Source organism: Sorangium sp. So ce362, from assembly GCF_051519845.1.
Classification (GTDB): domain Bacteria; phylum Myxococcota_A; class Polyangia; order Polyangiales; family Polyangiaceae; genus Sorangium.
In genome coordinates this window covers 9,337,911-9,351,078 of the sequence record NZ_CP150332.1, presented here as the reverse complement: position 1 = coordinate 9,351,078, position 13,168 = coordinate 9,337,911, and the positions used below count along the sequence as shown (strand labels likewise).

The 13,168-nt window shown below is 72.0% G+C and carries 10 protein-coding genes; 5 read left to right on the top strand and 5 right to left on the bottom strand.

The features are described 5' to 3' along the window. The first annotated feature begins 78 nt into the window (after positions 1-78). Complete coding sequence (locus tag WMF17_RS36035) at positions 79-1,347, top strand: PAS domain S-box protein (RefSeq protein WP_437645567.1); 1,269 nt, start codon at positions 79-81, stop codon at positions 1,345-1,347. 290 nt (positions 1,348-1,637) lie between these two features. Further along, the gene (locus WMF17_RS36030) at positions 1,638-1,964 is read left to right on the top strand and encodes a hypothetical protein (protein ID WP_437597889.1); all 327 of its coding nucleotides are present in this window, start codon (positions 1,638-1,640) and stop codon (positions 1,962-1,964) included. A gap of 416 nt (positions 1,965-2,380) precedes the next feature. Here the strand turns inward: WMF17_RS36030 and WMF17_RS36025 are convergent, their stop codons facing one another. Continuing rightward, on the bottom strand, positions 2,381-3,919 hold the full coding sequence (locus tag WMF17_RS36025) for a sigma-54 interaction domain-containing protein (RefSeq protein WP_437645565.1): 1,539 nt from the start codon (positions 3,917-3,919) through the stop codon (positions 2,381-2,383). A gap of 178 nt (positions 3,920-4,097) precedes the next feature. Here WMF17_RS36025 and WMF17_RS36020 point away from each other — a divergent pair, with 178 nt between their 5' ends. Both WMF17_RS36020 and WMF17_RS36015 read left to right on the top strand, forming a co-directional pair. Then, on the top strand, positions 4,098-5,333 hold the full coding sequence (locus WMF17_RS36020; RefSeq protein WP_437645563.1) for an RtcB family protein: 1,236 nt from the start codon (positions 4,098-4,100) through the stop codon (positions 5,331-5,333). Then, positions 5,330-6,004 (top strand): peptide chain release factor-like protein, encoded by a 675-nt coding sequence (locus WMF17_RS36015; RefSeq protein ID WP_437645561.1) that lies wholly within the window; start codon positions 5,330-5,332, stop codon positions 6,002-6,004. Before WMF17_RS36020 ends, WMF17_RS36015 begins: the two co-directional genes overlap by 4 nt. Before the next feature lie 413 nt (positions 6,005-6,417). Here the strand turns inward: WMF17_RS36015 and WMF17_RS36010 are convergent, their stop codons facing one another. Further along, positions 6,418-6,750 carry a hypothetical protein gene (locus WMF17_RS36010; RefSeq protein WP_437597885.1) on the bottom strand — a complete coding sequence of 111 codons (333 nt, stop codon included), beginning with the start codon at positions 6,748-6,750 and terminating at the stop codon, positions 6,418-6,420. A gap of 847 nt (positions 6,751-7,597) precedes the next feature. Here WMF17_RS36010 and WMF17_RS36005 point away from each other — a divergent pair. Continuing rightward, entirely contained in the window at positions 7,598-8,404 is an 807-nt protein-coding gene (locus tag WMF17_RS36005; RefSeq protein WP_437645559.1) for a hypothetical protein, read from the top strand. Positions 8,405-8,592: 188 nt separating this feature from the next. Here the strand turns inward: WMF17_RS36005 and WMF17_RS36000 are convergent, their stop codons facing one another. The 3 genes from WMF17_RS36000 to WMF17_RS35990 form a co-directional block, all read right to left on the bottom strand. Then, the gene (locus WMF17_RS36000; RefSeq protein ID WP_437645558.1) at positions 8,593-9,774 is read right to left on the bottom strand and encodes an SUMF1/EgtB/PvdO family nonheme iron enzyme; all 1,182 of its coding nucleotides are present in this window, start codon (positions 9,772-9,774) and stop codon (positions 8,593-8,595) included. Between the two features lie 137 nt (positions 9,775-9,911). Then, on the bottom strand, positions 9,912-10,553 hold the full coding sequence (locus WMF17_RS35995; protein WP_437597882.1) for a LolA family protein: 642 nt from the start codon (positions 10,551-10,553) through the stop codon (positions 9,912-9,914). A 34-nt stretch (positions 10,554-10,587) separates the two neighbouring features. Continuing rightward, positions 10,588-13,086, bottom strand: coding sequence for a cytochrome c peroxidase (locus tag WMF17_RS35990; RefSeq protein WP_437645556.1), 2,499 nt, complete (start codon positions 13,084-13,086; stop codon positions 10,588-10,590). Positions 13,087-13,168 lie beyond the last annotated feature (82 nt).

The window sequence follows — 13,168 nt, the reverse complement described above, 5'->3', positions numbered from 1 at the left end:
CGCGCTGCGGCGCGCTGCGGGGCGCCTGGCCGAGGGGGTCGACGGCCCGCGACGGAGATGATAGGCATGCTCTTCATCATGCCTGAAGCCTCTCGGATCGACGACCTCGACCGCTTCTTCGAGCTCTCCGCCGACATGGTAGCAATCGCCGGATTCGACGGATACTTCAAGCGCATCGGCCGGGCGTGGGAGCAGACGCTCGGCTTCTCGCGCGAAGAGCTCCTGGCCAGGCCCTTCCTCGACTTCATTCATCCCGAAGATCTCGAGCGCACCGTGACCGCGTCGGCGAAGCTGCTGTCCGGCGACCTCACCGCGACGTTCGTGAACCGATATCGATGCCGTGACGGCTCGTATCTGTGGATCGAGTGGAACTCGACAATCTACCCGGACGCTGAGCTCGTCTATTGCGTCGCGCGCAACATCACCGAGCGCAGGCGCGCCGAGGAGGCGCTGGTCGCGGCCGAGTCGCGGTACCGGGCGGCGATCGACGGGAGCCTCGACGGGTTCTGCGTGCTGCGTCGCACGGTCGGCGGGCCGGGGGAGACCGTTGATTTCGTGTTCACCGAGGCCAACCTGCTCGTGAGCCAGGTGACGTCGAGGTCGCGCGAGGAGATCATCGGCCGGCGGCTCGTCGATGTCTTTCCCACGGTCCACGATTCCGGGCTCTTCGAGAAATACGAGCGCGTCTTTCGGACGCGCGAGCGGCTCCTCGAGGAGACGGAGAGCGTGCTGCCCGGGGGCGAGAGCCTGTGGCTGCAATTCCAGATCGTCCCGCTCGACGACGGCGTCGCGGTGACGGTCAGGGACATCACGGCGTCCAAGCGGCTGGAAGCGCAGCTCCGGGAGGCGCTCCAGCGCCGGGAGAGCGACGCCGAGGAGCTCCAGCGGAAGAACCGCCAGCTCGCCGAGGAGAACGCCGAGCGCGAGCGCGCCGAGGCGCTGCTGCGGCAGCAGCAGGAGACGATGATCGAGATGTCCACGCCGATCATCCAGGCGTGGGAGGGCGTGCTCGTGCTGCCGGTCATCGGCACCGTGGAGACCGCGAGGGCGGCGCAGATCATGGAGCGGCTGCTCCCCGAGATCGTCCGGACACAGGCGCGCTTCGCGATCCTCGATCTGACCGGCGTCAGCGCGGTGGACGCCGCGACGGTGTCGCACCTGCTCGCCGTGGTGCGCGCGGCGAGCCTCCTCGGTAGCCAGTGCCTCGTCTCCGGGATCTCGCCGGCGATCGCGCGGACCATGACCGAGATCGGCAGCGCGGAGGGGGCGTTCCTGACCTTCGGGCTGCTCCAGAACGCTCTCCGTCACGCGCTCTCCCGCTGCAGCGCCCAGTACAGCGCTCCCTGAGCTCGTCCTGCGAGCCGGTCAATCCGGCCGGCGACCACGACGACGGCTCTCGCGTCATCGTGATGTCGCTGTCGACCTCGACCCATGATGGCGAGGTCGCGTACGCCACGATCGTCGGGACCTTCCCTCTGCCGGCGGGCCCGCCGCAGGACGCCCGCTGCGCCGGACCACCAGGTGCGTGCGGCTCGTCATCCACCGCGGCTCGCCATCGCGCCGTCCCCCCTGTTCTCGGAGGCGGACCTGGGGTACCCTCCGCGGCCGAAACCCTAGTGCGGCTCGTGAGTCATTTCATGCAATCGAAGATGAACATTTTGATGTTATCTGTTGTTGGTGCCCTGGCGATGGGGTGCAACGTCTGTGAGGATCTGGACGCACGGATGTGCGAAGACCTCGGGGCAGAGGATTGCGCCTTCTGGCGAGAGAAAGGGTTGAACTTCGTCGCCCAGGCGAAGTCGAGGCCCCGCCGAATGATGAAGGACGCGCTGTTCGGGGCCGACGCACAGACGTGCCAGTCAGCGGGGAACGACGCGACGTATTCGCAGATCCTCCAGGCGACGAAGGCGCAGATGGCCGCCTACCGCAAGGCGCAGGAGGCCGTGGACGCAGCGGCGAAGTAGGTGCGCGCCGACCCGCGAACGGGCCTCCGCGGAGCTGCCCGTTCGTGGAACGGCGCGATCGCGGAGGGATCGGGGGCCATGCGGGGGCGCGGCGCCTCGCCCTCTTTCCGTGATCGAGTATGCCCGTCGTTGTTCGAGGCCGTCCAGCGGCTCCAACCCTGCAAGGTCGCCCCGCTGTTCGGGCAGAGGTCATCCCAGCCGAGCCCAGCGGCTGGTCCCTCCCTCTGCATGCGTCTCACCTGGAGCCAGCAGCCCGACCGCCAAGGTCAACGCGCATGCCCCCACACCCGCCCTCTCGTAGCGAACCCGTGTCACGGGGCGACGGTCTGGCGGCCCTCGAAGGCGCTTGCCCCTCCCACCGCAGGCGAGCGCCGGTGACCGGCGCGCCGTGCCAGGGGGCGCCCCACGCCGCGGGATCAGGCCGCCTCGTCTCCGCGGAGGCCGTACGCCGCCATCTTGCGCTTGAGCGTGTTCCTGTCGATGCCGAGCGCCCGCGCCGCGCGGGAGATGTTGCCCCGATGCACCCGGAGCGCGCGCCCGATCGCCGCGCGCTCGGTCGACGCCACCGCCTCCGCGAGCGGCGCGACGTCCTCGCCGCCGGCCTCCGCCCCCCGCGCGCCCGCGCCGCCGGCCGGTCGCCGCGCCGCCGGCTCCGCGATCTCCGGCGCGAGGTCGCCCACGTCGACCGCGTGATCGCAGAACACGCCCCACCTCAGCACCTCGGCGCGCAGCTCGCGCACGTTGCCCGGCCAGGGGTGCTGGTGGAGCCGCCGCAGGGCCTCGCGGGTCACCTCGAGCCCGCGCCCCTTGCGCCGTGCCCGCACCTCGTCGAGGAACGCGTCGATGAGGATCTCGATATCCCCTCCTCGCGCCCGGAGCGGCGGAATCTCGATGATCGCGCCGCGGAGCCGGTAATAGAGATCCTCGCGGAACGTCCCTTGCTCGACCATGGCCCCGAGGTCGCGGTGCGTGGCCGCGAGGACGCGCACGTCGAGCTCGATCTTCGCCTCGCCGCCCACCCGGCGCAGCGTCCCGTCCTGGAGCACGCGCAGGAGCGAGGCCTGCACCCGCGGTGACAGCTCGCCGATCTCGTCGAGGAACAGCGTGCCCCCGTGCGCCTGCTCGAAGACGCCGCGCCGCCGCCCCGCGGCCCCGGTGAAGGCGCCCGCCTCGTGGCCGAACAGCTCGCTCGCGAGCACGCCCTCGGCGAAGACGCCGCAGTTCTCCGCGATGAACGGGCCCCGCCCGCGCGGGCTGTGCTCGTGGATCGCCCTGGCCGCGAGCTCCTTGCCGGTCCCCGTCTCGCCGACGATCAGCACCGGCACGTCGGTCGCGGCGACCCGCGCGATCCGGGCGCGGAGGAAGCGCATCGGCTCGCTCTCGCCGACGAGGACCACGTCGCGGGTGCGCGCCTCGGCCCGCAGGCGCACGACCTCCTCGCGCAGCGCGCGGATCTCGGGGAAGCCCTCGATGTCCAGCCGCACCTCGCGCACCGGCCGCGGGTGCGGGTGCGGCACGAACGCCGCCGGGATGACCTGGAGCATGCGCGCCGGCAGGATCCCCGCCTGCACAAGGATGACCCAGAGCGTCTGCGCCTGCGGCGTGCCCGCCGAGAGCAGGACGTCGGTGGCCCACGCCGCCTGTGGAAAGGCGCGCTTGAGCTGCGCCGACAGCTTGCCGAGCGCGCGGAAGAGCTTCGCGTGGTCCGATGGATCGTCGACGTCGACGACGCGGAGCTCGACCCGCGGTGCCCGCGCCCGCGCTCGCTCGACGAGCGCTTGCGACGGCGCCTCGCCCGCCGGGATGGTGAGCACCACGATGGCGTCGTAGCGGCTCTCCTCCTGGTCCAGGAGCCGCAGCACCGGCCCGCGATCGCCCTCCGGCCGGCGGCCCTGGTGCGCCGGCGCCGGCCCGAGCGTGCCCGCGTCCGACCAGGTGAGGAGGAGGCGATTCACCGGTGCACCGTACACCAGATGTGATGCACTATGCACCACTCAGTCTGGTGCGCCATGCACCAGGTTGAAGCGATCTGCCGGCGTCGCAGCGGGTCGCGCGCTGGCACGGGATCCGCAAGTCTCCGCCGCGTTCCCCCTCGCCGCCCGCCATGGGCTGGCCGCCCGCCACGGAGATCTCATGAAAGCGCCCGCCGATAGCGTCGTTCTTCCTGCCCACGCCCGCCTCGTCGCCCGCGACGACGTCTGGCTCGAGGGCAACGCCGTCCAGCAGCTCGCGCGCGTCGCCGCGCTGCCTGGCTGCGTCCGCGCCGTCGGCATGCCGGACCTGCACGCGGGGCGGGGCATCCCGATCGGCGCGGCGTTCGCCTTCGCGGACCGCGTCGTCCCGCAGCTCATCGGCGGCGACGCCGGGTGCGGCGTGCGACTCGTCGCGACGTCGATCGGCCGCATGGCGCCGGACCTCCTCGAGCGGCGCGCCCGGCAGGCGATGGAGGACGACCCGCTCGACGGCTGCGACCCGGCGGCGGTGTTCGAGCAGGTCTGGCGGCGTGGCGCGCGCGGCCTCGCCGAGATCGACGGCGTGCCCGAGGCCCTCGCGCGGCTCGCGGCGGCGGAGCCGGAGGACGGCCTGCGCCCGAGCGGCGACGCGTCGCCGTACCGCGCGGGGTACGAGAGCGCGCTCGGCTCGGTCGGCGGGGGGAACCACTTCCTCGAGATCGCCCGCGTCGGCGCGCCCCGGGATCCGGCGGCGGCGGAGGCCCTCGGCCTCTCCGCCGGGGATCTCGTCGTCCTGGCCCACTCCGGCTCGCGCGGGCTCGGCGGCGCGCTCGGGCAGCGCTGGGGGGCCGCGGTGCTCGAGGGGGACGCCGCCGAGCCGTACCTCGGCGAGCTGGCCGGCGCGTGCCGCTTCGCGCAGGCGAACCGGTTCCTGCTCGCTTACCGGATGCTGCGCGCGCTCGGCGCCTCGCGGGCGTCGAAGATCGCGGGCGGGCTCGACCTCATCCACAACGACGTCGCGCGCGAGACCGTGGGCGGCGAGCCGGCGTGGGTGCACCGGAAGGGGGCCGCGCCCGCCCGGGGCAGCGACTTCACCGTGGTGCTCGGGTCGCGCGGCGCGCCGTCGTGGGTGATGCGCTCGAGCGACGCGGAGGCCGGGCTGCGCTCGGTCGCGCACGGCGCCGGCCGCAAGATGGGGCGCAGCGAGGCGCGCGAGAAGATCGCGGCCAGGTACCGGCGTCGCGAGCTTGCCCGCACGGAGCTCGGCGGCCGCGTCGTGTGCGACGACCCGGCGCTGCTGCTCGAGGAGCACCCGGACGCGTACAAGCCGATCGCGCCGGTGATCGAGAGCCTCGTGGACGCCGGCCTGGCGACCGCGGTCGCGCCGCTCGTGCCGGTGCTCACGGTGAAGCGATGAGCCGGGCCTGGGTGCAGATCAGCGCGGGGCGGGGGCCGGTCGAGGTGCGGCGGTTCGTGGCGCGGCTCGCCGAGCGGATGGAGGCGCTCTGCCGGGAGCGCGGGCTCGCGGTTGTCGACGTCACGGTGCACGGCGACGAGGACGCGCCGGCCTCGGTCGAGATCCTCGTGGAGGGCGACGCGCGGGGCCGCCTCGAGGGCGAGCTCGGGACGCACGCGCTGGTCGAGAAGAGCGCGAAGCGGGGGCGGGCGGCGCGCAAGCGGTGGTTCGCGGGGGTGGCGGTCCACCCCGCGGGGGCGGACGCCGGCGTTGGGGCAGACGCAGGGGGAGGCGCCGGCGTGGACCTCCGCGAGCTCGAGATCTCCGCCTGCCGGGCGAGCGGCCCGGGAGGGCAGCACGTGAACAAGACCCTGTCGGCGGTCCGGGTGCACCACCGGCCGAGCGGGATCATTGTGCGCGTCGCCGACGAGCGCTCGCAGCGCGCGAACGTCCGCCGCGCGGTGGAGCGCATCGCCGAGCGGCTCGCCGAGCGCGCCGCACGGCGCGTCGCAGAGGGGGAGGCCGCGCGCTGGAGCGAGCACGACCGGATCGTCCGGGGCGAGCCGGTGAGGACGTACCGGGTGGGGCGGAAGAGCGCGCTCGAGGTGGCGGAGGCGCGGGAGGCGCGGTGAGACGGCCGCCTGCCTGCCTCATCGGCTCTCCCGGGTCTGCTCGTCCGGCCGCAACGACGAGCGGTTGGCACGGGTCGGGCCAGAGCCGGGGTTCTACCGCCGTCCGCCATCAGCGCTCGGTCAGGACGTCGTCGACCGTGGGCGCGCTGTGGGGAGCTCCTTCGCCGTGGACGGGACCGGCCTGGCGGATCACCGTTCCTCCCCGAGGCGGCCCCGGAGGTACGCGGAGCGCGAGCCGTCCCATCCGCAGCGTGAACAGCGGCGCTCGGCGAACGCGTGAACGCACTCTGGGTACCCATACAGGTGGTGAGCACACTCGGCGCAAAGGCCGGCCATCTGCGACGAATCGGTGAAGTAGGTGCTGCCGCATTCGTCGCAGAGAGCGCAGGCGCGCAGGCGTGGCGGCGTCTCGATCACGCTTCATCCTCCGTGCAGAGGTAAATCGAGAGTTCGAGCCCGATGCCGGCGCGGCCGGCCGCACGAACGAGCTCGGGAGGAAAGTACTCGGACTGCGCCAGGACATCGCGCTTCTCAATCGGAAAATCGAGCCTCACGTCCTCGACTTCGGGCCAGGAGCTCAGCGTCGCGAGCTCCGCCTCGTGTACATCCAGGAATGCGCACGCGTCATGCGCTTGGTCCCGCAGCGTCCACTCCGCGTCACTCACCGTCACGGTGAAGCCGGAGTGTGTGTGCTTGATCCCCTCCGGTCTCGTCGTGAGGCGAGGCGTGCCCGCCAGGAACACCATCGAAGGTTGGAGCTTCGACGTCCGAAGGTAGCCTTCGGGATCGAAGCTCGACCCGCTTACACGGAGAACGCACATCGACGACCCTCTCTCCGCCCAACGTCACAATCCGCTGTGATGCACGACATGTCATGGTGCATGTGGGTGTAAATCATCATGGTCCGCAACTCTCATTGACCGCGGCCCTGTCGGCGTCATCAGCCCCCAGGGCCGCTGACCACCGCCTCCGCGTGGAGCGCCCTGACCTCCGATCCCACCCCATCGTGCCGCCCCCACGCATCATGGAAAGGCAGCATATCCGACCGATACCCCGCCCTGTCAAGGAGACCAAGACAGGAGCGTGCGGGCTTCACACCGGACGACGGCGCGACCCGACTCTCGAAGCCTGGCCCTTTGAGCCGAGGAAGTCGCCTTGCAGTGCAACGTCCCGGCCGGTCACCGGCCGGACCCTTCAGAGCGCCGCAGCGTGTCGAGCGAGCCATGGTGCGCTCATCCCCCAGGTGACCGGCAATCTCACGCCGCCGAGAACGATTTCCACATGATTCACTCCTCCTGCCGGTAAGTGCGTGTTGCTCGATGAGGCGTTACGGGAACGGCTCGCTGTTCGCGGCGCTTTTTGCGGGCCATTCAATTCGTCTCCCCCCGTCGATCGACGGTGGCCCATGCTGCCGTCATGGATTAGGGTCGCACTCCGATGCACAATCGCTCCGACCAGTTCTCAAAGAACTTGCTGCGAGACGGGCTGAGCCTCGTCTCGGCGGCGGAGACCGAGGTAGAGGTCCTGGCGGCGACACAGAAGATCGATGTCTACAGCGTGCCTGATCCAGCACGGCAGGCCGAGCGCGCCGCCATGGGCCTGCTCGGCGAGCTCTCGGCGGAGCCGAGCCTGTTCGAGCCGTTTCATCGCACGCCGAGCCTTCGTCAGACCCGCCACTGCCTGCGCAAGCAGCTCACGTGGCACCACGAGCTCGAGCGCCGCGCCCGCTCTGCGACCGGCTCCGTCGTGCCGGACGAGGATGCCGCCGCGCCGCCGCAGCCGGCGGTGCACTTCCCTGCGCTGGTCGTCATCGGGTCGGGGCGCCCTGAGACGGTGCTCGACGCCTACCGCTGCGAGCCGGTGCAACCAGGCGTTTACCAGGCTGTGCCGGGTCTGGCGATGCGGGTGGTGGTGCTCGCCGAGCTGCTGCGGACGCGGGCGACGCTGCTCCTGCGGCTGCTCGGCTCAGGCCGCCTCCTGCGCGAGGCGGTGGCAGATCTCGCGGCGCTGCCCGACGATGCCTGGGAGAAGAGCGTCGCCGCGCCGCTGCTGGTACACTTCCGGCTCGGAACCCAGGAGCCGACGATTGACGAGGAGGACGATGTGAGCGCAGAGATCCGTGCGTGGTTTGAAGAGTACAAGCAGCAGCTGCGGGCCGAGGCGCAGAAGGAAGGCCGCAACGAAGGCCGCAACGAAGGCCGCAACGAAGGCCGCAACGAAGGCCGTGCCGAGGAGGCGGCGCGTGCCGTGCTGACGGCGCTCCGGGTTCGCGGCATCGCCGTGCCGGACGTGGCGCGGGAGCGCATCCTGGCCGAGAAGAATCCGGAGATCCTGGAACGGTGGCATGAACGGGCCGTCGTCGTCGCATCGCTCGCCGAGGTGCTCGACGACCCGAGCTGAGCGATGCCGGCCAGGCAAGCGTCCCTCCGGAGACGCTGCCCGCTCTGGTGTTCCGGCGTTGCGACCGGTCCGGCCCCCCGCCAGCGCGACGTCACCCAGGGCGCGGAGGAGCGGACTGTCCCCGACGGGGCCGCCGGCGCGCGCAGCCGCAGGGCGTCCGCCTCGCGCCGCTCACCGCCTCTCGCCGCTCACCGCTTCGCGCCGCCCGTCGTCGCCGCCGGCGCGCCCCCCGGCGTGGCGTCCACCGCGCCCGGCCCGAGCAGCGTGCCGCACATCGTCTTGCACAGGATGTCGGTCGGCCTGCACTCGCACTTGCCCTGCTCCTTGAGCTCGAGCTTCCCGCGCATCTGCTCGACCGTGAACTGCGCCATCCGCTCGACCCGATCCATCGACCACCCCTCCTGGACCTGGCGCGGCGTCCGCGGCTCGGTGGCCTTGCCGTCGGGCTCGGCGCAGCAGCGGAAGCTCAGGAAGTAATAATAGAACCCCTCGTCGTGCGTGTAGATCTTCGGCCGGCACTGGTTGCGCACGCCCTTGTACCAGGGGCCGCCCGTGTGGACGCTGTCGAACTTGCCGCGCCAGCCGCCGCTCGTCTCGCTCGCCACGACCTCATCCGTGTTCGCGGGCAGGTCGGCGACTCCATAGTCGCTGATGCATTGCTCCTGCGACCCGCTCCGCACCCCTTTCCAGAGGCGGGCCAGCTCGCCCGGGTCGCGCTTCGCCACCTTCTTCATGTCGGGATCGTCCCAGAGATGGTCGCCGTTGCACTTCGCCGCGTCGCGCGAGTACCCATAAGGGAACGGCTTGATCTCGGGCCCCTCGCAGGCGAGCGTCCACTCCGACTCGGTGCAGAGGCGCTTGCCGGCCGCGGCGCACTTGACCTGAGCCTGGTGGAACCGATTCATCACCTCGGGCCGCTCCCCCTTCTTGTTCGGCCACTCGTACGTGTCGATGCAGTAACGCTTCTTCACCTTCTCGCCGGTGCAGCGGGCGGGGGTCGGCGCGAACTCCTCGCAGACGGTCTTCTTGTTCGACTTGTCGTACCAGCTGCGGAGACAGCTGTGCTCGACCTCGGTGCAGTACTCGCCCTCGACGAGCTTCATGTCCGCCGGGCACGCCTGCTCCTCCTCGGCGGCGGCGCTCACCCCGCCGGCCGTCCCGGCCTCGGCGGCCGGCGCGCCGGCCTCGGCGGCCGGGGGCGCCGCGCCCGCGGTCCCGGCAGGGGACGGCGCGGCGGCGGGCGGGCGCTCCTCGTGCGCGCGCGGAGCCGCCGTCTGAGCGGGCTCCGGGGGAGCGCCGGAGCAGGCGGCGGCGAGCGTCAGGGCGGGGAAGGGGAGCAGGAGGTGTCGCATGCGGGGCGTCGGTCGCATGCGGGGCGTCATAATCGAGATCGCGGCGAGGGGAACCCGGGCGTTGCGACCTCGGCCCGCGCCCGCGTCCCGCGCCCGTCCCGCCGCGTCCCGCGCCCGTCCCGCCGCGTCCCGCGCCCGCTCACCGGCGCCCCCGCTCAGCCCTGCTTCGGCGCCCTCATCCGCGCCGGATCCACCGTCCCGTCCCGCGCCACCTTGCCGAACGCGATGACGCTCCGGTCGCCGTTCTTCTCCTCGATGACCACCCGCCGCACCGACCACAGCTCCGGCCCCGACGCCATCTCGAGGCTCCGCACGTGCTTCGCGACCTCCTCGGCCCGCGGCCGCGCGACCAGCGTGATCCCGTCCGCGCGGCTCGGGATCGACAGATCGTAGCGCGCCCGCAGCCTCGCCAGATCGCCGCCGAGGAGCACGAGCAGATCCGAGAGCACCGCGCCGAAGCGCCCCGCCGCGCCGCGCCCCGCGCCCGACGCGCCCTTCGGGGTCGCGAAGCCGAACCCCTCGGGCGTGATCCAGTAGGTGATCGCGTCCGGCGGCTTGAGCTCCCAGCGGAGCCGGTCCGGCAGGACCAGCGTCATCTCCCCGTCGCTCTTCACCGCCGTCGCGAGCAGGCCGATGGTCCGCTCCTGCGTGAACGGCGCGACGAGCGTCTTCACCGACGCGCGCGCCCTCGTGATCTCGGCGAGCGCGTCGCCCACCTCGTCCGCGCGCGCGCGGCCGGCGAGCGACAGCGCGCCGCCGCTCGCCGCGAGGCCCATCAGGAAAGATCGTCGCTGCATCCTCGTCCTCTTCCCTCAGACGGGCGAGCCGCGCTCAATCTGCAATGGGCTTCGGCGTGTTGGGCCCGCTCTCCGGCAGCTCCGGCTTCGCGATGTACTCCGTCGGGAGCTCGCCCGTCAGGGACTTGAGCCAGACAACGATCTGGTCGACCTGCGCATGGCTCAGGTCCTTGCCGAGCTGGTGCTTGCCCATGAGCCGCACGGCCTCCTGCAGCGAGGAGACCGACCCGTCATGGAAGTACGGCGCCGTCGCGGCCACGTTGCGGAGCGTCGGCACCCGGAAGACCATGAAATCAGCCTGCTTCTTCGTGATCTCGAAGACCCCGCGGTCCATCGTGTCGGGCCACGATCGCACGAGGCCGAGCTTCTGGAACATCGTCGCCCCGACGTGCGGGCCGAAGTGGCACGTCACGCAGCCGACCTCGACGAACGTGTTGAACCCCTCCTTCTCGGCGTTGGTCAGGGCGTCGGGCTCCCCGTCCAGGAACTGATCCCACCGCCCGCGCGTGAACAGCTTGCGCTCGAACGCGCCGATCGCCTTCGCGGCGTTGTTGACGGTCACGGGCCACGGGTCGTTCGGGAACGCCCTGCTGAACGCCTTCACGTAGTCCGGGATGGAGCGCAGCGTCGCCTCGAGCCGCACCGGCGTCATCGCCATCTCGCTCGGGTTCATCATCGGCCCGTTGGCCTGCTCCTCCACGCTGTCGAAGCGCCCGTCCCACATGAGCGAGAAGAACCCCGCCGAGTTGTAGACGCTCGGCGTGTTGCGGCGGCCGCTCTGGTGGGCGTGGCCGATCGACACCTTCGCGCCGTCGGCGCCGTGGCGGTCGAGCGGGTGGCACGAGTTGCACGAGAGGTCGTGGTTCTTCGAGAGCCGGTTGTCGTAGAAGAGCATCCGGCCGAGCTGGATCTTCTCGTCCGTGAGCGGGTTGCTCGAGGACGTGACGAGCGCCGGCAGCGGGTTGAAGCTCCCGAGCCGCTCCGGATCGATCTGCACGGCCGGCTCGGCCGGGGCCGCGGCGGGCGCGGCGGCGGCCGCGGCCGCGGGCGCAGCCGGCGCCGCGCCGGGCGCCGGGGAGGGCGCGGCGGTCGTCGTCTTCTGCACGAGCCAGGCGCCCACGCCGGCGCCCGTCGCGGCGACCAGCGCCGCCGCCGCCACGAGCGGGGCCGCCCTGCTGCGGGGGCGCTCGGCGGTGGGCTGCGCCTCGCCGGCCACGATGATCGTCTTCTGGAAGGGTACCGAGGTGCCGGCGACGGTCCTCGACGAGGGCGGCGGCCCGTCCGGACGCCCGCGGATCAGGTGGCCGCTCTGGCCCAGGTGCTGGCCGCTCTGGCTCATGTGGTGGCCGCTCTGGCCCAGGTGGCCAGGGCCGCTCTGCGAGAGCGCCGTGACGTGCTCGGGCCAGCTGCGGGGCGTGCCCACGGGCGTCGGCGGGCGGCGCGACGGGTGATCGCCGTTGTCCTGCCAGCTGCGGGGCGTGTGCACGGGCGTCGGCGGGCGGCGCGACGGATCGCCGCCGTCCTGCCAGCTGCGGGGCGTGGCCACGGGCGTGGGCGGGCGGCGCGTCGGCGCCTCGGGGTTCGCGCGCGAGGGCGGCGGCATGTCGGCCCCCAGCGACTCGGGGAGCGGCTGCAGCATGTCCTCGCGGATCGAGAAGCCGTGCGGCAGGAGCATCCGGCACTCGTTCAGCAGCTCCTCCGCGGACTGGAAGCGCAGGTTCCTGTCGATCTGGAGCGCGCGGTGGACGATCTCGGCGACCTCGTAGGTCACCCAGTGCGCCAGGCTCTGGATGGGCGGCGCCGGCACCGAGCAGATCGCGACGATGAGCTCGCCGAGCCCCCGCGAGTTCCGGTAGGGGGTGCGCCCGGCGAGCATCTTGAAGAGGACGATGCCGAGCGACCAGAGGTCGGTCCGGCCGTCGACGTCCTTCATGTTGCGCGCCTGCTCGGGCGACATGTAGATGGGCGAGCCGATCAGGTTGCTCGTGGCGGTGAGCTCCTGGTGGTGCTCGAAGCTGTCGTCGGCCTGCATCTTGGCGACGCCGAAGTCGAGGAGCTTGACCGAGAACTCCCCGCCGTCGCGCCGGGCCAGGAACAGGTTGGCGGGCTTGATGTCGCGGTGGAGGACGCGCGCGTCGTGCGCCTTGATGAGGCCCATGCACGCCTGGGCCACGATGCAGAGCGCGAGCTCGGGCGGCAGCGGGCCGAGCCGCCGGAGCAGCTGATCGACGTCCTCGCCCGCGAGCAGCTCCATCACGAGGAAGGGCAGGCCCGTCGCCCGGTCCCTCCCGCTATCGAGCACGCTCGCGATGTGCTCGCTCTCGATCGCGCCGGCCGCCCTGGCCTCGCGCTCGAAGCGGGCCATCACCGCGTCGTCCTGCGCGAGCTTGCTCGTGATGACCTTGACGGCGACGCGGCGGCCGGTGCCCAGGTGCCGTGCCTCGTAGACTGCCCCCATCCCGCCCTCACCGAGCAGCCCGAGGATGAGGTAGCGTTGATCGAGGGTGGTGTTGATCAGGTTGATGTCCGTCATGGTCCGGTCGACGCTCCGCTGCGGCGACGTTGCGCCCCGAATCGCATTGTCGGACGGAAGCGCGCGCTAGGCAATCTTGCGG

Bases quoted from the DNA above. Each gene is read 5' to 3' on its own strand.
- WMF17_RS36035 (WP_437645567.1), top strand. From the start codon at position 79: ATGCCTGAAGCCTCTCGGATCGACGACCTCGACCGCTTCTTCGAGCTC.
- WMF17_RS36030 (WP_437597889.1), top strand. From the start codon at position 1,638: ATGCAATCGAAGATGAACATTTTGATGTTATCTGTTGTTGGTGCCCTG.
- WMF17_RS36020 (WP_437645563.1), top strand. From the start codon at position 4,098: ATGAAAGCGCCCGCCGATAGCGTCGTTCTTCCTGCCCACGCCCGCCTC.
- WMF17_RS36015 (WP_437645561.1), top strand. From the start codon at position 5,330: ATGAGCCGGGCCTGGGTGCAGATCAGCGCGGGGCGGGGGCCGGTCGAG.
- WMF17_RS36010 (WP_437597885.1), bottom strand. From the start codon at position 6,750: ATGGTGTTCCTGGCGGGCACGCCTCGCCTCACGACGAGACCGGAGGGG.
- WMF17_RS36005 (WP_437645559.1), top strand. From the start codon at position 7,598: ATGGGCCTGCTCGGCGAGCTCTCGGCGGAGCCGAGCCTGTTCGAGCCG.
- WMF17_RS36000 (WP_437645558.1), bottom strand. From the start codon at position 9,774: ATGCGACCGACGCCCCGCATGCGACACCTCCTGCTCCCCTTCCCCGCC.
- WMF17_RS35995 (WP_437597882.1), bottom strand. From the start codon at position 10,553: ATGCAGCGACGATCTTTCCTGATGGGCCTCGCGGCGAGCGGCGGCGCG.
- WMF17_RS35990 (WP_437645556.1), bottom strand. From the start codon at position 13,086: ATGACGGACATCAACCTGATCAACACCACCCTCGATCAACGCTACCTC.